Origin of the sequence: Streptomyces sp. NPDC088812 (assembly GCF_044750285.1) — a bacterium.
In the GTDB taxonomy this organism is placed as follows: domain Bacteria; phylum Actinomycetota; class Actinomycetes; order Streptomycetales; family Streptomycetaceae; genus Streptomyces.
Map to the genome: position 1 here is coordinate 113,802 of NZ_JBIVJP010000001.1, position 23,882 is coordinate 137,683.

Annotated in this window: 16 protein-coding genes, 2 pseudogenes and 1 riboswitch; of the genes and pseudogenes, 9 read left to right on the forward strand and 9 right to left on the reverse strand. The window is 72.7% G+C overall.

Annotation, left to right across the window (positions count from 1 at the left end):
- The first annotated feature begins 151 nt into the window (after positions 1-151).
- A complete protein-coding gene (locus ACIP67_RS00545; RefSeq protein WP_401685203.1) occupies positions 152-2,272 on the forward strand; it encodes a trypsin-like serine peptidase in 2,121 nt (706 codons plus the stop codon).
- Between the two features lie 151 nt (positions 2,273-2,423).
- Positions 2,424-4,373: a S41 family peptidase gene (locus tag ACIP67_RS00550; RefSeq protein WP_401685205.1), complete on the forward strand. Its 1,950-nt coding sequence runs from the start codon at positions 2,424-2,426 to the stop codon at positions 4,371-4,373.
- Between the two features lie 94 nt (positions 4,374-4,467).
- Here the strand turns inward: ACIP67_RS00550 and ACIP67_RS00555 are convergent, their stop codons facing one another.
- From ACIP67_RS00555 to ACIP67_RS00570, 4 genes are all read right to left on the reverse strand, one after another.
- On the reverse strand, positions 4,468-6,354 hold the full coding sequence (locus ACIP67_RS00555) for a DNA/RNA non-specific endonuclease (protein ID WP_401685208.1): 1,887 nt from the start codon (positions 6,352-6,354) through the stop codon (positions 4,468-4,470).
- A gap of 120 nt (positions 6,355-6,474) precedes the next feature.
- Complete coding sequence (locus tag ACIP67_RS00560; protein ID WP_401685211.1) at positions 6,475-7,626, reverse strand: M14 family metallopeptidase; 1,152 nt, start codon at positions 7,624-7,626, stop codon at positions 6,475-6,477.
- Positions 7,627-7,628: 2 nt separating this feature from the next.
- Positions 7,629-7,949, reverse strand: coding sequence for a hypothetical protein (locus tag ACIP67_RS00565; protein ID WP_401685213.1), 321 nt, complete (start codon positions 7,947-7,949; stop codon positions 7,629-7,631).
- Entirely contained in the window at positions 7,946-9,517 is a 1,572-nt protein-coding gene (locus ACIP67_RS00570) for a S8 family serine peptidase (RefSeq protein WP_401685216.1), read from the reverse strand. The genes ACIP67_RS00565 and ACIP67_RS00570 overlap by 4 nt, the downstream gene beginning before the upstream one ends.
- A 664-nt stretch (positions 9,518-10,181) precedes the next feature.
- On the opposite strand from ACIP67_RS00570, the gene ACIP67_RS00575 reads away from it, so the two are divergent.
- Positions 10,182-11,378, forward strand: coding sequence for a serine hydrolase domain-containing protein (locus tag ACIP67_RS00575; protein ID WP_401685219.1), 1,197 nt, complete (start codon positions 10,182-10,184; stop codon positions 11,376-11,378).
- Positions 11,379-11,447: 69 nt separating this feature from the next.
- Here ACIP67_RS00575 and ACIP67_RS00580 read toward each other — a convergent pair whose 3' ends face one another.
- From ACIP67_RS00580 to ACIP67_RS00590, 3 genes are all read right to left on the reverse strand, one after another.
- On the reverse strand, positions 11,448-12,851 hold the full coding sequence (locus tag ACIP67_RS00580) for a glycoside hydrolase family 43 protein (protein WP_401685222.1): 1,404 nt from the start codon (positions 12,849-12,851) through the stop codon (positions 11,448-11,450).
- Between the two features lie 218 nt (positions 12,852-13,069).
- Entirely contained in the window at positions 13,070-13,537 is a 468-nt protein-coding gene (locus ACIP67_RS00585; RefSeq protein WP_401685225.1) for a DUF3237 domain-containing protein, read from the reverse strand.
- A 151-nt stretch (positions 13,538-13,688) separates the two neighbouring features.
- Positions 13,689-14,489 carry a GNAT family N-acetyltransferase gene (locus ACIP67_RS00590; RefSeq protein ID WP_401685228.1) on the reverse strand — a complete coding sequence of 267 codons (801 nt, stop codon included), beginning with the start codon at positions 14,487-14,489 and terminating at the stop codon, positions 13,689-13,691.
- Between the two features lie 268 nt (positions 14,490-14,757).
- On the opposite strand from ACIP67_RS00590, the gene ACIP67_RS00595 reads away from it, so the two are divergent.
- The 3 genes and pseudogenes from ACIP67_RS00595 to ACIP67_RS00605 all read left to right on the forward strand — a co-directional run.
- Positions 14,758-15,681, forward strand: a complete 924-nt coding sequence (locus tag ACIP67_RS00595; protein ID WP_401685231.1) for an alpha/beta hydrolase fold domain-containing protein — start codon at positions 14,758-14,760, stop codon at positions 15,679-15,681.
- A 175-nt stretch (positions 15,682-15,856) separates the two neighbouring features.
- Positions 15,857-18,083: pseudogene (locus ACIP67_RS00600) on the forward strand (MMPL family transporter).
- 417 nt (positions 18,084-18,500) lie between these two features.
- Positions 18,501-18,839: pseudogene (locus ACIP67_RS00605) on the forward strand (response regulator transcription factor); the annotation flags it as partial.
- 84 nt (positions 18,840-18,923) lie between these two features.
- On the opposite strand, the gene ACIP67_RS00610 reads toward ACIP67_RS00605, so the two are convergent.
- Entirely contained in the window at positions 18,924-19,259 is a 336-nt protein-coding gene (locus ACIP67_RS00610; protein WP_401685234.1) for a YnfA family protein, read from the reverse strand.
- Between the two features lie 358 nt (positions 19,260-19,617).
- Positions 19,618-19,831: riboswitch (cobalamin riboswitch) on the forward strand.
- Positions 19,832-19,886: 55 nt separating this feature from the next.
- On the opposite strand from ACIP67_RS00610, the gene ACIP67_RS00615 reads away from it, so the two are divergent.
- From ACIP67_RS00615 to ACIP67_RS00625, 3 genes are all read left to right on the forward strand, one after another.
- Positions 19,887-20,951, forward strand: a complete 1,065-nt coding sequence (locus ACIP67_RS00615) for an ABC transporter substrate-binding protein (protein WP_401685237.1) — start codon at positions 19,887-19,889, stop codon at positions 20,949-20,951.
- A complete protein-coding gene (locus ACIP67_RS00620; protein ID WP_401685240.1) occupies positions 20,948-21,961 on the forward strand; it encodes a FecCD family ABC transporter permease in 1,014 nt (337 codons plus the stop codon). The genes ACIP67_RS00615 and ACIP67_RS00620 overlap by 4 nt, the downstream gene beginning before the upstream one ends.
- A gap of 95 nt (positions 21,962-22,056) precedes the next feature.
- Positions 22,057-22,914, forward strand: a complete 858-nt coding sequence (locus tag ACIP67_RS00625) for an ABC transporter ATP-binding protein (protein ID WP_401686742.1) — start codon at positions 22,057-22,059, stop codon at positions 22,912-22,914.
- A gap of 6 nt (positions 22,915-22,920) precedes the next feature.
- On the opposite strand, the gene ACIP67_RS00630 is transcribed toward ACIP67_RS00625, so the two are convergent.
- Positions 22,921-23,718, reverse strand: a complete 798-nt coding sequence (locus ACIP67_RS00630) for an IclR family transcriptional regulator (RefSeq protein ID WP_401685243.1) — start codon at positions 23,716-23,718, stop codon at positions 22,921-22,923.
- Positions 23,719-23,882 lie beyond the last annotated feature (164 nt).

Sequence of the window (23,882 nt, forward strand, 5' to 3'; positions counted from 1 at the left end):
CTGCTTGCTTGCTTGCCTGCCTGCCTGCCTGCCTGCCTGCTTGCTTGCCTGTCTGCGGGGCCGGGTCGGGCTGGGCCGGGCGCCCCCGCCCCTCCCCGGGGCCGGTGCGCTCCTCCGTGTCGTTCCGCGCCCTCGAAGGACGGTGAAGGCCATGGAAGTCGTGGACAGAACCCGCGATGAGCGGGAACACCAGGTGGCGGCGGCCGCGGTCCGGTACGACGAGGCCGGCGAGCAGCGTCGCGAGGTCGAGCGGCAGCAGGACGCCGGGGTCAGCTTCCCCGATTCACCGGAGGCACTGGCGGCGCGTGCGGCCCGTCTGCTCGACCGGCAGGCCGTGCCGGCCGCCATGGTGATGGAGGCCGTCCGCGCCGAACCGCTGACGGCGTCCTCCGCCTTCGAGCGGATCCTCGGCGTGTCCACGGAGCTCCAGGCCTGGAGCTTCCTGCCGCGCGGCGCCCGGGCCGCACGCTGCATCGCCCGGATCTCGGCGCGGGAGAACGGCCGCGAGCTGCCGATCGGCACCGGCTTCCTGGTGTCGCCGACTCTGCTGATGACCAACCATCACGTCCTCCCCGACGCGGATGCCGCCCGGCGCTGCTTCGCGGAGTTCGACGCCCAGGTCGACGTCGACAACACACCACAGCCCCCGACACGGCTGGAGTTCGACCCGAACGCGTTCTTCGTGGCGGACAAGCGCCTCGACTTCGCCCTGGTACCGGTCGCCCCCGGCCCCGACCGGAGGCCGCCGGGCGAGACCTTCGGCTGGCACCGGCTCAGCGCCCAGCAGGGCAAGCTGGTGATCGGCGAACCGGTCAACATCATCGGCCACCCGAGGGGACGCCTGAAGGAGATCGCCGTACGCGACAACGCCCTGCAAGTGCGCCTGGACGACTTCCTGCACTACCGCACGGACACCGAGCCCGGGAACTCGGGCTCCCCGGTCTTCAACGACCAGTGGGAGGTCATCGCCCTCCACCACAGCGGCGTGCCCAGGACCGACGAACAGGGCCACATCCTGCGCCGAGACGGCCGGGTCCGGCAGCCCGGCGACGGCGACGACGCCACCGACTGGGTGTCCAACGAGGGGGTGCGCATCAGCTCCATCCTCAAGCACGTCGCGTCGCTGCCGCTCACCGCCGGGCAGCGGGAGCTGCTGGCCGGCCTGGGGCCGGAGTCGGGGCTCGACGGGCCCCCGACGGCCGTCGGGGCCGCCGATGCCGCCGTGGGTACCGCCGTCGGGCCGGCCCCCGCCGCTCCTGGTGCCGCCGTCGGGTCGGCCCCCGCCACCCGTGGTGCCGCCGTCGGCCCGGCCGGCCCTTCCGCTCCCCTCGGGCGGGCGTCCGACGAGGCGGTCGCCCCGCACGCGAGGGGACTTCGCGCTCGGGACGGCGCGTTCGGCGGCGGACGGCATCTGGTCTTCCTGCACGGCCGGGCCCAGCAGGGCAAGGACCCCGAGACCCTGCGCCGCGAATGGGCCGCCGGGCTCAACCAGGGGCTCGTCCGGGCCGGGCTGCCGACAGCCGAACCGGCGGACATCTGGTTCCCGTTCTACGGCGACCTGCTGGTGGGGGCCCTCGCATCGCACGAGTCCGTTCCCCTGGCCACCGGGGCGCCGACGGCCGTCACCCCCGAAACCCCCACCACCCGCGCGGTGTACGAGGAGATCCTCGGCGAGGCGGCCGCCAGGTGGTATATGCCGCTCGAGACGCAGCACACCGCCGAGCTCACCGAAGCGCTGGGCCTGGACCCCGTGGTCGGCGCCGTGTGGCGGCGGCTGGGCTGGCTGGCCGCCAGAAGCGATCTCGACGCGTGGGCCATCTCCCTCATCTTCCGTGACGTGGCCGCGTACCTCGACGACCGGCAGATCCGCGAAGAGGTCCTGAGCTGTGTGCTCGAGACCGTGCCGGACGCGGGCGAGATGGTCCTCGTCAGCCACAGTCTGGGCACGGTCGTCGGCATGGACCTCCTCACGCGGCTGTCTCCCGCCGTGGAGGTCGTCCACCTGACCACGGCGGGCAGCCCGCTCGGCATGGACGGCGTGTACCGCCGGCTGCTGGCCGGCGGGCCGAGAAGCCCGGAGAAGATGGCGGACTGGCTCAACGCGTGGTGCCCGACCGACCCGGTGGCCATCGGATGCCCGCTCGCCCACGCCTGGGCGGACGGCCCGACCGACCTCGCCGTGGTCAACGCCCGCGACCGGGCCCACAGCATCGTGGAATACCTCGCCCACGCCGACGTCGCCCGCCCGATCGGCAGCCGCCTCGCCGGCTGACCGACGGTGGGCGCGACCGTGCCGGCGCCCGCGTCCTCCGCCCGGGGCAATCACCGGCATCCGATCAGGCGAAGACGTCGTGTACGGCCCTCGTCCCAGCCGCCGACGGCCCGAAGGTGGGGAGCCCCGGCCCCCACCTTCGAGGAACACCATGACGGACCCGGCTGACGACACGACACCCGCGTTCATCCAGCAGGCCGCGGAACCGGTCCGCGCCCACCTTGCCACCTCCACACCGTTGCGCAGCTTCCTCGAGGACGCGGGCACCCTGACACTGGAGGAGCGCCGTGTCATCGTCGATCAGGCACTCGTCCTCCTGGATCAGAACTACGTCCACCTGCCGCTCAAGACCGCGATGCACGCCGTGAACCCGGTCCAGCGCCTGCGGGTGCTGCGCCGGCGTCTGGAGCGGCAGACACAGGCGACCATGCCTGCGGAGTGGCTCTTCCACGCCGAGGTGTCGGAGATCTTCCACTCGGTCAGGGACCTGCACACCAACTACCTGCTCCCCGCCCCCTTCGCAGGCCAGATCGCCTTCCTGCCGTTCCTCGTCGAGCAGTACACGGACGCGCAGGGCACCACCCACTTCATGGTCACCCACGTCGCCCAGGGCTTCTCCGCCCCCGGCTTCACGCCCGGCGCCGAGATCACCCATTGGAGCGGCATCCCCGTCTCGGCGGCCGTCGACCTGAACGCGGCCCGGTTCGCCGGCAGCAACGCCCCCGCCCGGCGCAGCCGGGGCGTCCAGTCGCTGACCGTACGGCCGCTGCGCATCCACCTGCCCCCCTTCGAGGAATGGGTGACCGTCAGCTACACCGACGAGAGCGGCACGCGGCGTGAGCTGCGCGAGAACTGGCGGATCGTGGAGAACCTGCCCCCCATGGTGGACGCCGACACGATCAGCACCGCCGCGCTGGCCCAGGGCCTGGACCTCGACGCGGACGAAACCGGCCGCGCGAAGGTGCTGCTGTTCGCCCCCCGGGTCGTCGCCCAGGAACGGGCCGTCCAGGCCGAGGAACAGGCGCCCGGACTGCGCCCGGGCGAGATCGCCACGTCGATGCCCAAGGTGTTCACGGCCCGGCACGTGGAGACGTCCTCCGGGCGGTTCGGCCACATCCGTGTCTTCACGTTCAACGTGACCGACCCGATCGCCTTCGTCCGGGAGTTCGTCCGCCTCATCGGGCAGCTGCCGCAGAACGGGCTCATCGTGGACGTCCGGGACAACGGCGGCGGCCACATCCACGCCGCCGAGTTCGCCCTCCAGGTCCTCACCCCCCGCCGGATCGCGACCGAGCCGGTGCAGTTCATCAACACCCCGCTCAACCTGCGCATCTGCCGTCAGCACCAGGACGCCTCTTCCGGCATCGACCTGGGCGCCTGGGTCCCCTCCATGGAGCAGGCCGTCGAGATCGGCGCCGCCTTCTCCAGTGCCTTCCCGATCACCCCCGAGGACGGTGCCAACGCCATCGGGCAGCAGTACTTCGGGCCGGTGGTCCTCATCACCAACGCCCGCTGCTACTCGGCCACCGACATCTTCGCCGCCGGTTTCCAGGACCACCGGATCGGCCCGGTGCTCGGCACCGACGAGAACACCGGCGCCGGCGGTGCCAACGTCTGGACGCACGAGCTGCTCTCCGCCCTCCTCGCCGAGGACCGGGCCACGCCGTACGTACCGCTGCCCAAGGGAGCCGGCATGCGCGTGTCCGTCCGCCGCACCCTCCGGGTCGGTGCCCTGTCCGGAACTCCGGTGGAGGACCTGGGCGTCGTCCCCGACGAGCTGCACCGGATGACCCGACGGGACCTCCTGGAGGACAACGCCGATCTCTTCGACCAGGCGGGCCGGCTGCTTCAGGAGCGCAAGCCGCACGCCGTGTCCGTCACGGACGCCGTGTCCGTCGACGGCTCCTTGAGGATCAAGGTGAAGGCGACGAACGTCGACCGCGTGGACGTCTACGTCGACCAGCGGCCGGGCGCGTCGGTCGATCTCAGCGACGGCCAGGCCGACGTGACGGTGCCGGGCGCGGCGGCCGCCCGGGCGGCCCGCGTCGACGGCTTCGAGGCCGGCCAGTTGGTGGCCAGCACGACGGAACAGCTCCACTGACCGCCCGCCCGTCCGCCCGCCCGGCCGCTCGCCAGGGCGGGCGGTCAGGAGGGCTCCCGCGCTCAGTGGTCAGTCCCACTGGATGTCGCAGTGGTCAGTCCCACTGGATGTCGGCCAGGCTCTCCAAGGGGAGCCGGTCGGCGACGGATTCCGGGACGTGCGACGAGTCGCCCTTGTGCAGGACGGCCGGGAAGCTGAGCCGGGTGCGGTTCTCGAGTTCGCCGAGGGTGACCTGGAAGACGCGGAACTCGTCCAGTTCGAGCGTCTCGAGCTGGTCGAGGTTCTGGGTGAGGAGGAAACCCCTGGCCTTCAGCTCGCCGTTCTCGCTGAAGACTATGAGCTTCCAGAACTCGCGGGGAATCCTCACCTCGCGGAAGGTCCGGTCGTCGTCCTGGAAGACCGGCCCGCCGAACACGCTGACCTTGAGGTCGTCGACCTCCGTGTCGTCGAAGACGGCGTCCTCCAGCCGGCCCCACACCCCGTTCTTGGCGCTCTGGTTGAAGTCGTCCATCTGGGGGGTGATGTTGGTGTAGAAGAAGGAGTCCTTGTTGGCCTTCCTGGCTTCCGGCAGGCTGCCCCACAGCAGATCGGCGCGGCGGGCGACGTGCCCGCGGTCGAGCCGGTTGTTCTCGTACAGCTCGTTGCCCACCTGCGCCGTCGCGGGCAGCCGCGCGTCCTTGACGAACGGTACGCCGGTGCGGCTGAGCTTCTTCAGGGTGCCGCCGTCGATGTTCCAGCCCACCCAGAAGGGGAACCGCCGCTGCTCGCTCAGGGTGAGCGAGAAGTGCGTGTAGGGGATGACCTCGCAACCGTCGAGGCGGACCGCGTCCCGGGCGAGGTCCGGGTCCAGCTCCGGCACGTCGATCGGCTCGCCGAGGAAGCCGGGGTCGTACCCGGCGAGGGTCCGGACGTCCTCCGGGGCCGGCGGCGTCAGGCTGATCTCGAGTTTCTCGAACACCGAGGCCGGCAGGCAGGCCAGTGCGTGCTCGTCCGCCTCGCCCGCGGCCTCACCGCCGAAGTGCAGCCCGGCCATGACCGCGCTCGGGCTGCCGTCCTCCTCGAACAGCCACACCCCACCGGAGTCGCCACCGCTGCTGATCTCCCCGTCGTCGGGCAGGTGGTCGGGGTCGGGGCCGATCTCGAAGCATCCGATGGTCTTGACGCCGACCTGCCCGCCGTAGTCGAGCTTGGCGACGGTGTCGATGCGGCGGACGACGCCGTGGGTGACGCCGGTGGTCCGCGCGCTCTTGACGACCTTGTCGTCGAGTTCGGGCTCTCCGAGCTCGGTGGGCGCCACGCCCAGCTCCAGGATCTCCTGGACGAAGGCGCGGTCCTCGATGCCGGCGATCGCGCAGTCGCCCGCGATCCCCAGGTGGGACCTCGCCAGCACACCCAGGCGGTTGCGGCGGACGCGGTTGTCGTCGTGCCGGCCGGGCTGGACGACCTCCACGCCCAGGTCGCCGCGGGGGCCTTGCAGCACATGCCAGTTGCTGAGCACGTAGGGGGTGCCGTCGGCCCGGTCGAACACGATGCAGCCGATCGTGCCCGCCGAGACCGTCACCGCCCCGACGCTCACCCCGGGCGCGATCGGGTCCAGGCGCGTCTTGCGCGCCGGACTCTCCACCTCCGCGACGGTGCGGAACTGCGGCCGGTAGCTGCGCTCGATGACGTCGGTGGGCACCTCGACACCGTCCACCGTGACCGTCTCGGGGATCGGCGAGGTGTCCAGGCCCTCCAGCGCCTCCGGCTCGACCTTGCTGCCCACCGTGAACTGGAGCGCGACCTGCCGGCCGCGCTTTCCTTCGGTGACCTTGTGGCCGATGCCCACGGAGGTGATGTTCGGATCCTCCAGCAGTTCGGGTCCACGGGTGCGGATGTAGCGGCGCAGCGAGGCGATCAGTGCGTCCTCGGTGGACGCCGCGTTCCGGGTCGGCGCGGTGGTCTTCGCCGGCGTGGTCTTCTTCGTGGAGTTGGTGGCCATGACTGGGGTGTCCCTTCACCCGAGAGGCGGCGTACGGGGGGCACGCCGACGGCCCGGGCCGCGTCCGGCGGCGGCTGCTCCGACAGCCGCCGTCGACGGACGGCTCGGTGGCCGGGCCGTTCACATGTCGTGTGCGAGAGCGGTGCCTGCCACGCGCCCGGGAGCGGTCCTGCCGTCCTGCGACCGCTCCACCGAGCCGTCCGTGACGTCGGGAGCGGCGAGCGCGAGTGCCAGCAGCGCCGCCGAGACTTCGCGGATGACCTGTTCGGCCTCGCCGAACACCGGCTGGAACGTTTCTCCGCACTCGATCGTGTAGCCGAACACCTTCGTGGCGGCCGGATCGACGTGGTGCCGGCAGTACGCGTAGTCGTCGCTCGTCCCCGAGGTCGGGTACAGCCCGTACGCCGCCTCCACGCCGTAGTCGACGCCACGTACCGCTCGTACCGCGTCGTTCATCCGGTCGGCCAGCTCGACCGCGGTGCTCAGGTCGCCTTCGGGGATGAACTCGCCGATGCCGTCGTCCGGGCGCCCTCGCACCGCGTCGAGAGCGGGGTTGCGGAAGTTGTCGGTCGGGGTGGTGGACTGGTTCTGGTCGGAGCCCCAGTTGTGCAGGATCACCGGGACCGCGCTGTGGACGTCGACCATCCACCGGATCCGCGGGTGGTGGTCGAGCGCCCAGACCACGTTCCGGGTCTCCGGCTCCGACGCGGCGGCGGGCCCCCGGTATACCTGCGGATCGCAGGGGCTGTCGGAGGTGTGGACGTCCGCGTCGGGGGCGAACTTCGCCGTGTGGTCCCAGAGGAAGTCGAAGTTCCGGTTGAGGTCGACCCCCGCGCACGACGGACCCGTGGACCCGGCGGGCGCCGGCCGGCGGTTCTTCCGCCACATCGCGGACCTGCTCTGGCTGAAGGCCCGGCCGTCGGGGTTGACACAGGGGAAGAAGAACAGATCGAGGTTCTCCACCACCCGCGCGACCTGGGCCGCCGTGAACGACGACGACCCGTAGCCGAGTCCGGTGGCCGAGCCGTGTGCCTCGAGCAGGTCCGCGGCCAACGAGACCAGCGCGTCGGGCGGCACCCATTCCCGGGCGTGCACCCCGCCCAGCAGCAGGATGCCGGGCGCCTCGTCGCTCTGCCGCGCCCCCACCCGCAACAGCCGCGTCGTCCGGCCCTCGTGCGTGGTGTGGGGTGCGGTGATGATCTCCGCCGCACCGGGGTACGCGCTTCCCAGACTGGTGAGGGCCGATTCGATCTCGGCCACGTTGAGATACACGGTCACTCCTTCCGGCCGAGACCGTGCGGGACGGCGTCCCGGTCGGCGAAGCGGTCACCGTCGCCGATCTCTTCCTTCCGGGCGCGCCAGTTCTCCGTGACGTTCTCGATCGCGGTGATGTCCACCAGCGGTGCCGATCTGGCCCCTCTGGCCCGGTCGAGCTGGTCCTGGCGGAAGTAGAGGTCCAGTCCGACGCCCGCCCGGCTGCCGCGCGCGACGGCACGGCAGCCGACATCGGGCTGCGTCTCGTGGACGAACTCCCTGAGCGCTTCGGCGTTCTCGGCGACGACATGACAACGGAAGACCGGGGGTTCCTCGTTCATGGCCGCATCCCGTCGGCGAGCGTGACGGCCTCGGAGGCGTTCACCCGGCCGAAGCCGTAGTCGTCGTTGTGACCGGCCGCGTCGTACTGGACCTCCGGCCCTCCGATCTTGTCGGCCGACTCGTGCATCACCTCACGCAGCTGGTCGCGGGTGAGGTGGGGGCTCATGGACAGCGCCAGCGCCGCGCACCCGGCCGCGCAGGGGGCGGCGAAGCTGGTGCCGGTGCTGGTTCCGTAGCCGCCCCCGGACGTGGTGCTGAGGACGTTGACACCGGGTGCGATCAGTTCGACGTCCGGGCCGCGTGCCGCGTTGTCCTCCCGGTCCTTGTTGGTCGACCGCACCACGGCGATCACATCCGGGTGGGAGACCACTTCGTCCTTGCCGACGTCGACGTTCCTGCCGTTGCTCGCCGCCCAGAAGACCGCCAGCCCCCTGCCTTGCCGGCCCTTCGTGGCCGCGAACTCCAGAGCGAGGTCCATCGCGCTGGTCAGGTCCCAGTCGGCGCCGTTCGGCCCCAGGCTGCAGGCCAGGATGTCCGCCCCTTTCTCGGCGCCTGCCTCGGGCCCCTCGGTCGAGGGGACGGCCGCGTACGCCACGGCGCGGGCCAGCGTCGTCTGCGAACCGACCTGGTCCGGCAGGCAGGCCACCAGCATCAAGTTGCACTCGGGGGCCGCCCCCGTACCGCCCGCCCCGTTGCCGAGCCGGGCCCCGATCATCCCGGCGCAGAACGTGCCGTGATCGCTGTCGGGCATCCCCGAGGTGCCCTGGACGAAGACCGAGCCGCCCGCACCGCCGGTGAAGAAGCCCGACAGGGGATCCACCCCGGCGGCGAGGTCCGGGTGGTCCGCGTCGAAGCCGTTGTCGATGACGGCGACCCGGATCCCGGTCCCGAAGGTGCGGTCCCAGGCCGGCTCGATGTGGACGTCGGCGTCCGGAGTGCCGCCGTCGGCACCGGTGTTCCGCCACTGCCACTGCTGGGGGTACCGGGCTCCGGTGGGCCTGAACCGGGCGGGGACGTGCTCGACGAACGACGGTTCGGCGAAGAGGAAGAGGTCGTTGCCGTGGAGTTCGACCGAGGCCGTGAGGGCGTCCTGCGACGCCGGGGCGCGCACCTCGTACAGGTTCGTCGCGAAACCGAGCTTGTCGACGACGGCCAGGCCGGCCGCCTCGAGTTCACGCTCGGCGTCCTCCTGCGAGAGGGCCGGGTCGAGTCGGACGGTCAACACGTCGGTCGCGATACCGATCCTGCCGTTGGGCCGCCGGATGACCTTGCCGGTCACCTCGGCCCCGGGAATCTCCTCACCGGCGGTGAACGCCTCCAGGGTCTGCCGGCTCGGTCTGACGAACACCCAGCTCGCGCGGGCGAAGGCCTCGGTCGTCTCGTCGTCGACGCCGGCCTCGCGTATCTCACCACGGGCGCTGCCGCCCAGTTCCGACTCCAACGCGGAGGCGGATTCGGCGGAGGTGTCCGGTCCCATCTTGACCGCGACGACGTCATCGATCTCTTCAGCCTCGACGAGTCGGCCACGTTGGTAGTAATGCCGCGACATCGCATGTGCCTCTTCCATGCCGGCGCGGAGTCCATGGCCGGTGCCGACACGGCCCAGGCTCCGCCGCCTGGGAAAAATTGCCCTCCCTCTTTCAGTTTCCTCGCGTTCTCATCGCGCGGCAACTCCGTTCCGCACTCCTGTGCCGGACGTCGGTGACGAGGCGTCAGTCGGTGCCCCTCACCTGCGGGCCGCTCCGCTGCGATGGCAGCTGCCCGGTTTCGCTTTCACATATTGCCCGGTGAAACACATAGGGAGCCGCTCCGGCAGTGCTGCGCGTTCGAACGGCTGCGGGAAGCCTGTGAGAAAAGGGTCCAATGATCGAGCCGTGACAATTCTCGAATGCATCGCCTTTTGGCCGCATTCGGCATCTGCCGCCCACGGACACGTCCCGGCCGGCGTCGAGCACGGGCGGCGTCCTTAAGCCTGCTGCCCCTGGCCGTACGCGCGGGTCAGCGGGGTATCACCGGTTCCGCCCGGGGGTGCGGGCCGGTGGCGTTCCCCGCTGCCTGCGCGTGACCGCGCGATCGCTCTCCGCACCTTGCTGACATGCGGGATCGGGCCCGGCGGCGCGCGCCCTAAGGAAGCGGTCGGCTCGGCTCGTGGGCCGTGTCGGGGTGGAGCCAGGGATCACTCGGGGGCGACCCCGATGTCCGGGGCGCCCGCCCGCTGACAGTGTGAGGGCATGACCTCACCACGCATGAGCCGAAGGACCTTTGTGGGTGCCGCTCTGTCGGGGACGGCCGCACTGACCGCCACCGCGGCGCTGCCCGCGCACCCCGCCGCCGCCTCGACCGCGACGCTCCCGCCCCTGGATCCCAGCTCCTTACAGGCGGCGATCGACGACCTGGAGCACCCGCCCTCGACCGCGGCCCAGTTGTGGGTCGGCGGCACGGCCGGTTCCTGGCGCGGCACCTCGGGCGTGGCCGACATCCGGACACGGCGACCGGTGACGGCACACGACAAGGTCCGGATCGGCAGCGTCACCAAGGTTTTCGTCGCCACGGTGGTCCTGCAACTGGTGGCCGAGGGCCGGATCGCACTCGACGTACCGGTACGTCGCGTCCTGCCGGGGCTGTTGCCGGCCAGATACGCGGCTGTCACCGTGGCGAACCTGCTGAACCACACCAGCGGGCTGCCCGACCACGTCGGCGTCCCCGAGCCGGAGACCGCGGAGGAGGTGTTCCGTCACCGCTTCGACCACTGGACGCCGCAGGAATGGGTGGCGACGGCGACGCACGGGCCGCTGAAGTTCGCCCCGGGCACCCGGCAGGAATACCGCGGCATCAACTACGTACTGGCCTCGTTGATCGTCGACAAGGTGACCGGCCGCCCGTACGAGGAGGCCGTCGCGGCCCGCATCCTGCGCCCGCTGGGCCTGGACCGCACTGCCTCGCCGGGCGACGACCCGTGCATCCACGGCCGGCACGTACACGGCTGTCTGACGATGGCCGACGGCAGTCTGCGCGACATCACCACGTACGACCAGTCGTCATGCCGGGGCGAGGGCGACATGATCTCGACCACCAGCGATCTCGACCATCTGCTCACCACGCTGTTCTCCGGCGAGCTGCTTCCGCCCGAGCTGCTCCGGCTGATGTTCACCCTGCCACCGGACGACGTCCCGATGCTGGACGGCTCCCCGGCCCGCTACAGCACGGGACTCCAGCGGGCCACCGTCAACGGCGTCACCTTCTGGGGCAAGACCGGCGAGAAGTACGGCTACAAGAACGCCGTGTTCTCCACCCGTGACCAGCGGAGACGCTTCGTGCTCACCTGCCATCCGACGACCGCCCGCAACGGCGAGGAGAGTCAGACGATCGCCCGGGTCGCCGACCTGCTCACCCGGGCCGCGGCGCCCTCCGGCTCCGGGCGGTTCTGACGCACCTCCGTCCTCTCACGCGCAACGGCCTGCGGGAGCCGGCCGTCGCGCGCGGCCGCGTCGAGAGGATCAGTAACCGACCGAGAAGGTGGCGTCGGCCTGGTCCGTGGCGGTCGAGATCGGGTCGATGCGCAGTGCGTAGGCGGAGTGCCGGATGTAGCGGGTGGGCTGGTTGTGGGAGCGGAAGGAGGCCCAGGAGGCGTCGGCCAGGCCGTTGACCCGGTGGAAGGTGGCGTCCTGGGCGAAGGTGGTGGTGCTGTCGGCGGCGTCCAGCCGGAGCTGGTAGTCGTAGTGCCGCAGGTGGCGGGTGGGGTAGTTGACCGACTGGAAGGAGATGCCCGAGGCGTCGGCCAGGCCGGGGACGAGGCGCCACTGGGAGTCGGTGTACGGGTCGAACGGGTAGGTGTCGATCCGTGCGGTGAAGTCGGCGTGGCGTACGTAGCGGTCGGGGTAGTTGTACGACTTGAGCCGGTTCCAGGTGGGTGCGCCCCAGCGGGTGACCAGGTTGGTGTACTGGGTGCTGGTGATGGTGGCGATGGTGCAGTGCTTGGCGTTGACCGGGTGGGTGTAGAGCTTCTGGTCGACCGGGGTCCAGGTGCCGGCGGCGAGGTCGGTGGTCTGCCAGGCGTAGAAGACGCCGTTGGGGGTGTAGGTGTCGCCCCAGAGGTACCAGGTGCCGGAGGTCAGGGACTTCACGAGGGTGGGTGCCTCGGTGCCGCCGTGGGCGACCGAGGTGCTGAAGGGCGTGAAGCTGCCGGGGTTCAGCGAGGTGGACCGGGCGCCGACCAGGCCGCCGGTGCTGCTGCTCTTGAAGTAGAGGTAGTTGACGCCGTTCACGCCCACGGCCATGTCGCCGTCGATGACGTCGTAGCCCGGGTCGAAGAACACCTGCGGGGCGGAGACCGTCGTGAAGTCGCTGGTGTAGTTGACCATCAGGACGTTGTGACCGCTTGCGTTCACGGACGAGTAGATGATGGCGTACTGGCTGCGGGAGGCGTCCCAGAAGGCTTCCGGGGCCCAGCTGTGGGTGGTCATGTCGTGCAGGTGGGGGCGGCGGTAGTTGGTGAAGGTGCGCAGGTCGGTGGAGTCCCAGACGTGGATGGTCTGGCTGTTGTAGGTCCAGTCGGTGCCCTTGAGGTCGGTGGCGAGCACGACGAAGGTGCCGTCCTGCTTGCGCAGGATGAACGGGTCGCGCAGGCCGCCGGCTCCGGCGGTGGGGGTGACCACCGGCGCGTTCTGGTTCAGCGGCATCCAGTTCAGCGAGTCCGTGCTGACGGCCAGGTGCAGGCCGTAGTCGGTGCCGACGCCCTGGGGCGACTCGGTGAAGTAGCCCATGACGTAGGCGGAGTCGGCGGCGTGGGCGGGGCCGGTCCCCAGCGTCAGATCGGCGGCCAGGGCCATGGAACCGGCCGCGGCGGTGCCCAGGAACAGTCTGCGCGACGGCATGGCCTGGGGGCGGGATGGTGCGCTCATCGGCTCTCCGGGTGTGTGCGGGTCGGGTGAGCTCACGGCGGCGGACGGGCGAACGGCGGCAGCACGAGTGGACCGTGGGAAAGGAACGGCGGCTCGACACCCTCCGCATGGCCGATATCTCGAACGTAGTTCGGTGAGGCGGTCAGAAAGTAAAGCCCTGTCCGGAGCACGTCAATATTTTCGACGCGACTTCTCCGGCGGGGACCGCTGCTGACGCGTCAGGTCACGCGGTGGACGACGATGGTCACGCGGTCGAGGCCGGCCGGGGGGCGCAGGTCGCCGATGAAGAGGGTGTGGTTCATCCACGCGTAGGGCCCCTCACCCACCTCGAAGCGCGGGTTGGTGCGGCAGTACCAGCCGTCCGGCTCCCCTCCGCCGCCCGCGGAGATCCGCCGCACGGACGCCTCGTCCCGGGTGCCCCAGCCCTCGTTGGTGACCATGAGGTGGTGGCCGTCGTCGGTGCGCAGGGTGTAGCGCGCCCACAGGTGGGTGACGCCGTCCGGGCGGACGAGGTTCCAGTCGGCGCCGCCGGGGAGGACCTGGCCGCGGGCGTCCGGCCCGCTGAACGTGCCGCCGGTGATGGGGATCACCCGACGGCGGCCGTGCGGGGTCTCGCCCACGTCGATCGGAGGAGCCAGCTCCACTTCCAGGGTGAAGGCGTGCCGGGTGCTGGGGGCGTGCGCCATGCCGTACTCCCGTGGTCGGGGACACGCCCCGGCGCGGTCGGGGCGCCGGGGCGGTCCGGGAACGCAGGTCCGCGAAGTCGATGCACGGTACCGGGTGCGACGGCACCCGCGAGCGCCAGGGGCACGGAACGGGCCGCGCGCTGACGGAACGTCAGCTCTTCAGGGCGTAGAAGTGCACCGGTGAGTTCGGCTCGAAACCGATGCGGGGGTACACGGGTGCCCCGGCGGCGGTCGCGTGCAGAGTGGCGCGGGTCAGCCCGGTCGCCCGGGCGCCCTCGTGCAGCGCCTTCCGGGTCACCGCCTCGCCGTAGCCCCTGCGTTCCCAGGCGGGGTCCGTGGCGACGAGCGCGACGAAGAGGCGTCCCTCCGCCTCCAGCGTCGCGGCGCACGTCACCGGGACGCCGTCCCGCAGGCCGAGGTAGGCGTGCGCGTCGGTCTTCCACAGCGCGGAGCCGAGGAGCCCGTCGCGGCCGTCCTCCAGCGGGAATCCGTAGGCGCGCGCGTTGATGTCCGCGTACGCCCGCAGCTGTTCGTCGGTGCTCACCCGCACGAACGTCAGGTCGGGGTGGACCGGGTCGGGCACGGGGAGCAGGTTCCCGGCCATGCCGGTGCCGGCGAAGGCGTGCTGGAGACCGGCCCGTTCGGCCGCCTCCGCCAGGCCCGCGCGTGCCCCGCCGTCGAGGAGGTCCTCGAAGAGCCACAGGAAGCCCGGGTGCTTCTTCGCGCGCATGATGTCCGCCGCCTGCGTCAGACGCCGGTCCAGGAGCGCCGCGTCCGCCCCCACGTCGGTCAGCGTGACGCAGTTCCAGAACGCGAACCGGCAGTCGGCCCAGCGCACGGCGACGCCCGGCAGGTCCCGCACGTCCGCGCGCGGTTCCCGGTCGAGGACCAAGGCGCGCCACACCGTGGCGAGTTGCTCCATCGATTCGATCGATTCCGTGAGACCCGTCATGGACAACCCCTCATGCCGTGGAGTGCGTGGATGCTTCCCAGGGGTAACGAACGTCACCGGTCCAGGGTTCACGCCTGCCGCAGGGCGTTTCCGGAGGATCTCCGCGGCGCCCGTTCCCGGCAGCCGGCGCCGCCGGCCTCCCGCCCCGCGGCGCCGAGCGATCACACTGGTCCCGACAAGGAGCCCCGGGACCGGCGTCCTCGCCCGACACCGCGCCCGTCCCGGGGCACGCAGCCCGCACCACCGGCCCGACCCCCTGGGAGCGCCCATGCCGATAGATCCCTTCCTCGCCGCCAAGTTCCACCTGCTCGACGGCCTCGGCTGGGAGGACGCCGCGTCCGACCCGGAGGCGAGGAGCCGGCTCGCGGAGTACCACGACGATCCCGACGTGTGGAGCATGCCGGACGTCGCGGTCGAGGACCGCACGATCCCCGGACCGCACGGGGACGTGCCCGTCCGGGTCTACACCCCGCGCGACACGCCCCGCCGCGCGCTGCTGTGGCTGCACGGCGGCGGCTTCGCGGCCGGTGATCTCGACATGCCGGAAGCGCACACGGTCTCCGCCGAGCTGGCCGCCCGCGCCGGGGCCCTGGTGGTTTCCGTCGGATACCGGCTGGCGGTGAACGGCATCCGCTACCCCGTCCCCGTCGACGACGCGCACGCCGCGTGGCTCTGGCTCCACGGATCCGGCCAGGCGCGCGGCCCCGTCGCCCTGGGCGGCGCGAGCGCGGGCGCCGCCCTCGCCCTGTCCACGGCGATCCGGCTGCGCGACCGGGGCGAACCCCGCCCGGACACCCTGCTGCTGGCCTATCCGTTCGCCCACTTCCCGACCCCGGCCCTGGACGACGGGACGGCGGCGGCGATGCGGGACCTGCCGTCGCTCCTGCGGTTCACCACCGGGTCGATCGAGGACATGGTGCGCAACTACGTCGGCCGTCTGACCGACCTGCCGGCGGACGCGATGCCCGGGGCGGCGAACCTGAACGACCTGCCCCCGACCGGTGTCGTCCTCTCCGAGTTCGACGACCTCCGGCCGTCCGGCGACCTCCTCGCCCGGCAACTGGACGAGTGCCATGTCCCGGTCCGGACGTACCTGGCGGCGGGCATGACGCACGGCCACCTGAACCGCGGTCCGTCCCTCAAGGAGGTCGACCGGTCGCTCGACTTCTTCGCGAGCGTGCTCGCCGGCTGACGGGCCCGCCGTCGTCCCCGGGGAGTACCGGGTCCTCCTCCTGGGGGAGGACCCGGACGCGTCGGCTGGTGCCCTGCCACCAGGCCACAGTGCCCGCACCGGCACGATGCCCCGGCGCCCCCCGCCACGCCAGGCTGGTCGTCCACCCGACACCAGAACTGGAGATCCGTTTCCCGTGGCTACCTTGCTCTACCGGTGGGGCCGGACCGCCTTCCGGCGGCGCTGGCTCGTGACGTTGTTGTGGGCGGTGCTGCTCGGCGCCGTCGGCGTGGGCGCCGCCAAGGCACCCGCCGCCTCCGACGACGGCAGGTCCTTCATGCCCGGCATCGAGGCGCAGAAGGCCTTCGACGTGATCGGAGAGCGCTTTCCCGGCCCTGCGGCCGACGGCGCCACCGCGCAGATCGTCTTCGTCGCCCCCGACGGGGAGAAGGTGACCGCGGCCGCCCACCGCGCCGCCATCGACACGCTCGTGGCGGAGGCCGCCGACGCGCCCCGGGTCGCCGGCGCCGTGAGTCCGTTCACGGCGGGCGCGGTGAGCGAGGACGGCTCCACCGCCTACGCCTCGGTGACCTACACGGTGAAGGCGGACGACCTCACGGACGCCGACAAGGCCGCCCTGGAGGCAGCCGTCGACGAGGCCCGCGCCGCCGGCCTCACGGTCGAGGTCGGAGGCACCGCACTCGCCGCGCAGCCCGCGGCGGGCGGCTCCTCCGAGGCCATCGGCATCGCCCTCGCCGCCGTCGTCCTGCTGATCACCTTCGGATCCCTCGCCGCCGCGGGCCTTCCGCTGCTCACCGCCGTCATCGGCGTCGGGATCAGCATGGCCGCCATCCCGGCCCTCGGCAGCGCCCTCGGGCTCTCCCTGACCACCGGCACGCTCGCCACCATGCTCGGACTGGCGGTCGGCATCGACTACGCCCTCTTCGTGGTCTCCCGCTACCGGGAGGAACGCGCCGCCGGCCACACCCCCCCGCGAGGCGACCGGCCTCGCCGTCGGCACCGCCGGCTCCGCCGTCGTCTTCGCCGGCCTCACGGTCGTCATCGCGCTGGCCGGCCTGACGGTGATCGGCGTGCCCATGCTGACCAAGATGGGCCTGTGCGCCGCGGGCGCCGTCGTCGTGGCCGTCCTGGTCGCGCTCACCCTGGTGCCCGCCCTGCTCGGGATGTGGCCCGATGCCGTGCTCTCCCGCGCCACGCGCCGGCGCCGCGCCACGGCCGCCCGGCCGGCCGCCGGCCCGGACAACGGCGGCTCCCGTCGGGCGCGGTTCGTGCTGCGCCGCCCGGTGGCCGTGCTGGTCCTGTGCGTCGCCGGCCTGGGCTCCCTGGCGCTGCCCGCCACGCAGCTGGAACTGGGCATGCCGGGCGCCGAGTCAGAGCCGGTCTCGTCGACGCAGCGGCGCGCCTACGACGCGCTCGCGGAAGGTTACGGCGCGGGCTTCAACGGGCCGCTGACGATCGTGGTGGACGTCGAGGACGCGGCCGGACCCGAGGCGGCGGTGAACACGGTGGCCAAGGCGATCGGCGCCACCCGCGGAGTCGTGTCCGTCTCCGCCGCGCGCTACAACGAGGCCGGTGACGCCGCGCTGTTCTCGGCGGTCCCGGCCACCGGACCCAACGACGAGGACACCAAGGACGTCGTCCGCGCCCTCCGCGCCGAACGCGCCGGTCTGGAACGGGAGACGGGGGCCACGTTCAAGGTCACCGGCAGCACCGCGATGAACATCGACATCGCCCAGGCCCTCCAGGACGCGCTCGTGCCCTACCTGGCCGTCATCATCGGCCTCGCCCTGCTCCTGCTGCTGGTGGTCTTCCGTTCCGTGCTCGTGCCCGTCAAGGCCGCGCTCGGGTTCCTGCTGTCGGTGCTGGCCGCCCTCGGCGCGGTCGTGGCGGTCTTCCAGTGGGGCTGGGGCGCGCACCTGCTCGGCGTGGAACAGCCCGGCCCGATCATGAGCCTGATGCCGATCTTCCTGGTGGGCATCGTCTTCGGCCTGGCGATGGACTACGAGGTGTTCCTCGTGGCACGCATGCGGGAGGCGTACGTGCACGGGGACCGGGCCGCCCGGGCGATCGTCACGGGGTTCGGGCACAGCGCCCGGGTGGTCGTCGCGGCGGCCGTCATCATGATCGCGGTCTTCTCCGGGTTCATCGGCTCCGGCGAGTCGATGATCAAGACGATCGGTTTCGGTCTCGCGGTCGCCGTGCTCTTCGACGCCTTCGTCGTCCGCATGGCGCTCGTCCCCGCCGTGCTGGCCCTCCTCGGCGACAAGGCGTGGTGGCTGCCCCGCCGGCTCGACCGGCTGCTGCCCCGCGTGGACGTCGAGGGCGCCGGACTCACCCCGCCGGCGCCCGGGGCCGCACCGGCGGACGGCGAGACCGCCTCCCGGGAACACGTCCGTACCTGAGGTGAGCCCCGCCCGCGGGCCGCGCCGCCGGGCTCGACGGCGTCGCGGCCCGCGATGTGTGACCATGCCTGCCGTAGGAACCGTAGGGAAATGTGATGAGCACCAGCTGGCAGCGCCGGGCGGCCACGCGCCCGAAGGCCGTCGAGGCCGTGACGCTGGCCCTGCTGTTCGCCCTCACCGTCACCGGTGTCCTCCTCGCCCGCGCGGTGATGCCCGAGCCGCCGGCCCCGTGGCCCGCTGTCGCGCCCGCCGCCGTCGCCTGCGCCGCGCTGCGCCGACGCGACAGCCGCCCCCTGCCCGTCCTCGCCACGGTCACCCTCTGCACCGTGGTCCTCGTGGCCCTCGGCTACCTTCTGACGCCGCTGCTGATGGCACCGCTCCTGGTCGCGCAGTACGCCACGAGCCTGCGCACCCGGCACCGTCGCGGCCGGCGACGCCCTCCTCTCCCCGGCCGCCACCCGGGCCCTCATCACCCGCTTCCTGGCCACCCCGGACACCGACGACTTCCTCGCGCTCCCCGACGTCCTGAAGGCCCTGACCGACCGGGAACGGGAGGTCACGGCGCTGGCCGCGCACGGCATGTCCAACGCCGAGATCGCCGACCGGCTCGTGCTGAGCCCGCTGACCGTCCGCAGCCACATCCAGCGGGCCATGAACAAACTCCACGCCCGCGACCGCGCCCAGCTCGTCGTCATCGCCTATCAGAGCGGCCTGGTCACCCCGCACCCGCACATCCGCCCCCACGGCGGCCGGTGACGCACGTGCGTCCGGTGCGTGCGACGACACCTCTCCGGGGTGCCGTGGACGAGCGGAGCCGACCCGGCCGGCGACGGCGCCGGCTCACCGCGCCCGCGGCGCGTACATGATCACGGCCATGCCGGCGAGGCAGACCAGGGCGCCGACGACGTCGTAGCGGTCGGGACGGTAACCGTCGGCGACCATGCCCCAGGCGATCGATCCGGCGACGAAGACACCGCCGTAGGCGGCGAGGATGCGGCCGAAGTTGTCGTCGGTCTGGAAGGTGGCCACGACGCCGTACAGGCCCAGCGCGACCACGCCCGCCCCGGCCCAGACCCAGCCCCTGTGCTCGCGGACGCCCTGCCAGACGAGCCAGGCGCCGCCGATCTCGAAGAGGGCGGCGACGACGAACAGGGCGACGGAACGGGCGACGGTCATGGGGCGACCCTATCGGCCGGGCCTCCGCCGCGATCTCCGTCGGACCTGACGGTCCGCCGGACCGCCCACGCATCGGGCGCCGGGTTCGGGGCCGCCCGCGCACCGGGCCGCCCACGCATCGGGCGCCGGGTTCGGGGCCGCCCGCGCACCGGGCCGCCCACGCATCGGGCGCCGGGTTCCGGGCCGCCCGCGCACCGGGCCGCCCGCGCACCGGGCCGCCCGCGTGCCGGGCGCCGGGGCCGCGCCCGCAGCGGACGCGGGGCCGCCCGTGCAGTGGACGCGGGACCGCCCGCGCACCGGGCGCCTGCTCCTCGACCGTGCCCGCGGCCGACGCCCTGAACCGGCCCTATCGGCGGCTTGATAGCCTGCCGAGGCCAGTCGAGCCACATCCGAGGCCAGGGAATCCGGTGCGAATCCGGAACTGACGCGCAGCGGTGAGGGGGACGGGCGGGGCACACACGCCACTGGGAAGGGGACGGGCCGGCCGGCGGGCCGGTGCGGCACCGAACCGGGAAGGCGCCCCGCGCGGACGAACCCGAGTCCGAAGACCTGCTGGCACCGCCACGCCCCCGGGCATGGCGGACGTCCGCAGGCCAGGCTCCGCGTACGAGCCCCGACAACCGAGGCATGCCCGTGCTCCGTTCCACACCGCCGCGCGTCCCGCGCACCGCGGCCCTCCTGCTCGCCCCCGCCCTCCTGCTCACCGCCTGCGGCGGATCAGGGGGCTCCGGCGGCGACAGCGCCGGCAGCGCCCAGGCCGCCGCCGGTTACCCGCGCACGATCGTCGACTGCGGTCACCGCGTCACGCTGGAGTCGGCACCCCGGCGGGCCGTCTCCCTCAACCAGGGCACCACCGAGATCCTGCTCTCCCTCGGCCTTCAGGACCGCATGGCCGGCACCGCCACCTGGACCGATCCGGTGATGAAGGGACTGGAGAAGGCCAACGCGTCCGTGCCGCGGCTGGCCGAGAACAACCCGTCCATCGAGAAGGTGCTGGACGCCGAACCGGACTTCGTCACCGCCTCGTTCGTCTCCACCCTCGGCAAGGGCGGCGTCGCCACGCGCGAGCAGTTCGAGGAGCTGGGCGTGCCCACCTATGTCTCGCCGTCCGACTGCTCCGAGGGCAAGGACAACGACAGCGGCGGCGACGGCTCCCGCAGCGAGCCGCTCACCCTCGACGCCGTGTACGGCGAGATACGCGACCTGGCCCGCGCCTTCGACGTCGAGGCGCGCGGCGAGAAGCTCGTGGCGAGCCTCCAGCAGCGGGTGCGCGAGGCCACCGCCGGACTGGACGCCTCCGGCGTCTCCCTCATGTACTGGTTCGCCAACTCCGAGTCGCCCTACCTCGCCGGCTGCTGCGGCGCTCCCGGCGCCATCACCCGGGCCCTCGGCGCGGAGAACGCCCTCTCCGACACGCACGACGAATGGCCGCAGGTCAACTGGGAGACGGTCGCCGACCGCGATCCCGACGTCATCGTCCTGGGCGACCTCACCCGGAAGTCGCAGACGGCGGAGACCGCCGAGGCCAAGATCCGCTTTCTGGAGACCGACGCCGCCACCCGCAACCTCACCGCCGTGCGGAAGAAGCGGTACATCCTGCTCAGCGGTCAGGCCATGAACCCGTCGATCCGCACGGTCGAGGGCATCGAACAGGTCGCCGCCGGACTGCGCTCGTTCGGGCTCGCCGGGTGAGGCTGCGCGACACGCTCGTGGCGGCCGGCGGCCTGCTCGTCCTCGCCGTGTCGGTCGCCGTCGCCGTGACGATCGGCCCCGCCGACATCTCCGCCTCGGACGTGTGGGCGTCGGTCGCCGCCCGTCTCGGGGTGGGGGAGAGCCGGCTGGCCCCGCTGCGCGACGGCATCGTCTGGAACCTGCGCATGCCCCGGACGGTGCTCGCCGCCGTCTGCGGGGCGGGACTCGCGCTGTGCGGGGCGGTGATGCAGTCGCTGCTGCGCAACCCGCTCGCGGACCCCTTCGTGCTCGGGGTGTCCTCGGGAGCCTCCACGGGCGCGGTCGCCGTGGTCGTGCTCGGCGTGGGCGGCGGCGCGGTGTCCCTGTCGGGGGGCGCGTTCGCCGGGGCGCTGGTGTCCTTCGGGCTCGTCCTCCTGCTGAGCCACAGCCTCGGCGGCAGCACCGACCGCGTCGTCCTCTCCGGCGTCGCGGCGATGCAGCTGTTCTCCGCGCTGACCTCCTTCACCGTGCTCACCTCGGCCGACGCCGAGACGACCCGCGGCGTGCTGTTCTGGCTGCTCGGCTCGCTCTCCGGCGCCGACTGGACCGACGTGCTGCTGTGCGCGGGCGTCCTGGCGGCCGTGCTCGGGGTCTGCCTCGGACACGCCCGTACCCTGGACGCGTTCGCCTTCGGGGAGGAGGCCGCGGCCTCGCTCGGCGTGCGCGTCGGCCGCGCCCGGCTGGTCCTGCTGTGCGCGACCGCGCTGCTCACCGCCGTCCTGGTCAGCTGCGCCGGGGCGATCGGCTTCGTCGGCCTGGTCCTCCCGCACGTGACGCGCGCCCTCACCGGCTCCGGCCACGCCCGCCTGCTTCCGGTCACCGCACTGGCCGGGGCCGTCTTCCTGGTCTGGGTGGACACCGCCGCCCGTACCGTCCTCGACCCGCAGGAGGTGCCCGTGGGCGTCGTGACGTCGCTGATCGGCGTACCCGTCTTCGTGGCAGTGCTCCACCGCAGAAGGAGGAAGGCGTGAAGGACGCTCACGCCGGAGCCGGAGCCGGAGCCGGAGCCGGAGCCGGAGCCGCGGCCGGAGCTGGGAGCGGAGCCGACGCCGGGGCCGCGGCGGACATGACGGACGCGGCGGACGCGGCGGACGCGGCGGACGAGGCGGACGAGGCGGACGAGGCGGACGAGGCGTCCGGGCTGCGCGCGAGCCGTGTCACCCGCCGTGCCGACGGCCGGCTCATCCTCGACGGCCTGACCCTCGCCCTCCGCCCCGGCGAGACGGTGGGCCTCATCGGCCCCAACGGGTCGGGCAAGTCGACCCTGCTGCGGCTGCTCGCCGGCGTCCTCGCCCCCACGGCCGGCGTCGTCACCCTGGACGGGCGGCCCCTGTCGCAGGTCGGCCGCCGGGCCACCGCCCGCCGTGTCGCCACCGTCGAGCAGCACGCCCACACCCAGAGCGAGCTGACCGTCCGCGACGTCGTCGCCCTCGGCCGCATCCCCCACCGCCGGGCCTGGACGGCCGCCACGGCGGCGGACGCGCGGGCCGTCACCGAGGCCCTGGAGCGCACGGGCCTGGCCGGGCGGGCCGCCCAGTCCTGGCACACCCTGTCCGGCGGCGAACGCCAGCGCGCCCAGATCGCCCGCGCCCTCGCCCAGGAACCCCGCGAACTGCTGCTCGACGAGCCGACCAACCACCTCGACATCCAGCACCAGCTCGACCTGCTGGACCTCGTCGCCGGTCTCCCGGTGACCACCGTGATCGCCCTGCACGACCTCAATCTGGCCGCCATGTACGGCGACCGGCTGCTGGTGCTCCGGGAGGGACGCGCGGTCGCCGAGGGGACTCCGGGCGACGTCCTGACCGCGGAGCTGATCGAGGAGGTGTACGGCGTCCGCGCCGAGGTCACCACCGCGCACGGCCGTCCGGTGATCCGCTTCCTGCGCCGCGGCCCGCGGCCGTCGTCGCGGGAAGCTCCCTGACGGGGGTCAGTGACCGCTGTTCAGCGGGTGGCTGAAGCCCTGGGCGGAGATGAGGCGGGCGGCCGCGGCGAGTTCGGCGGCGAAGCGCTCCACCGCCTCGTACGGGAAGCGGTGGCTGGGCCCGCTCACGGAGAGGGAGGCGACGACCGACCCCGAGCGGCCGGTGACCGGCACGGCGACGGCGGTGAGCCCCTCGTCGAACTCGCTGCTGCTGACGGCGTAGCCGCGCTGGGCCGTCTCGGCGGCCCCGGCGCGCAGCCGGTCGGTGTGCGCCTCGCCGTACGGTGAGGCGAGGGCGACCCGGCGCAGGACGGCGTCGGAGGCGTCGCGCAGCAGGACCTTGGAGGAGGCGCCGGCCCACAGCGGCTGTTCGTCGCCGACGTCGACGACGTGGCGCAGCGGGTGGGGGCTCTCCTCGTGCGCGACGCAGACGCGCTGGACGTCCCGGGCGACGAAGATGTTCACGGTCTCGCCCAGCCGGTCGGCGAGGTCGCGCATCACCTTGCGGGTCTCCCGCGGCGCCTCCCACCGGCCGCGGGCGAGGTAGGCCCAGCGCCACAGCCCGGGGCCCGCCGTGTAACCGGCAGGGTGCGAGCCGAGCAGTCCGGTCTCCTCCAGGGTCTGCACCAGGCGCAGCGCGGTGGTCTTCGCCAGCCCCGTGGCCTCCGTGATCTCACGCAGGGTGACGACCGGCCGGTCCTCCCCCAGCAGGTTGAGGATGTCGACGGCCCGGCGCACACTGCGCACGCCGGTGCCCGGCTGCTCCCGTTCGTCCTCGGCCCGTGCCGTCTCGCCGCCGTCCACCCGTCGTCTCCCTGCTCGTGCCGCCCGTCGCGGCCCCCGTCGGCCAGGACGGCAGTCCGCTCTGCGGACCACGGTAACCGCAATGACGCAGGCGCCGTACCGGGACCCGGAAGAGCGGCCCCCGCCGCCCTTCCAGGTGCCGTGCAACGGTCTTCATGGTCCAC

Coding starts and splice junctions, on each gene's coding strand:
- ACIP67_RS00545 (WP_401685203.1), top strand. CDS start 152: ATGGAAGTCGTGGACAGAACCCGCGATGAGCGGGAACACCAGGTGGCG.
- ACIP67_RS00550 (WP_401685205.1), top strand. CDS start 2,424: ATGACGGACCCGGCTGACGACACGACACCCGCGTTCATCCAGCAGGCC.
- ACIP67_RS00555 (WP_401685208.1), bottom strand. CDS start 6,354: ATGGCCACCAACTCCACGAAGAAGACCACGCCGGCGAAGACCACCGCG.
- ACIP67_RS00565 (WP_401685213.1), bottom strand. CDS start 7,949: ATGAACGAGGAACCCCCGGTCTTCCGTTGTCATGTCGTCGCCGAGAAC.
- ACIP67_RS00570 (WP_401685216.1), bottom strand. CDS start 9,517: ATGGAAGAGGCACATGCGATGTCGCGGCATTACTACCAACGTGGCCGA.
- ACIP67_RS00575 (WP_401685219.1), top strand. CDS start 10,182: ATGACCTCACCACGCATGAGCCGAAGGACCTTTGTGGGTGCCGCTCTG.
- ACIP67_RS00580 (WP_401685222.1), bottom strand. CDS start 12,851: ATGAGCGCACCATCCCGCCCCCAGGCCATGCCGTCGCGCAGACTGTTC.
- ACIP67_RS00585 (WP_401685225.1), bottom strand. CDS start 13,537: ATGGCGCACGCCCCCAGCACCCGGCACGCCTTCACCCTGGAAGTGGAG.
- ACIP67_RS00590 (WP_401685228.1), bottom strand. CDS start 14,489: ATGACGGGTCTCACGGAATCGATCGAATCGATGGAGCAACTCGCCACG.
- ACIP67_RS00595 (WP_401685231.1), top strand. CDS start 14,758: ATGCCGATAGATCCCTTCCTCGCCGCCAAGTTCCACCTGCTCGACGGC.
- ACIP67_RS00610 (WP_401685234.1), bottom strand. CDS start 19,259: ATGACCGTCGCCCGTTCCGTCGCCCTGTTCGTCGTCGCCGCCCTCTTC.
- ACIP67_RS00615 (WP_401685237.1), top strand. CDS start 19,887: ATGCCCGTGCTCCGTTCCACACCGCCGCGCGTCCCGCGCACCGCGGCC.
- ACIP67_RS00625 (WP_401686742.1), top strand. CDS start 22,057: ATGACGGACGCGGCGGACGCGGCGGACGCGGCGGACGAGGCGGACGAG.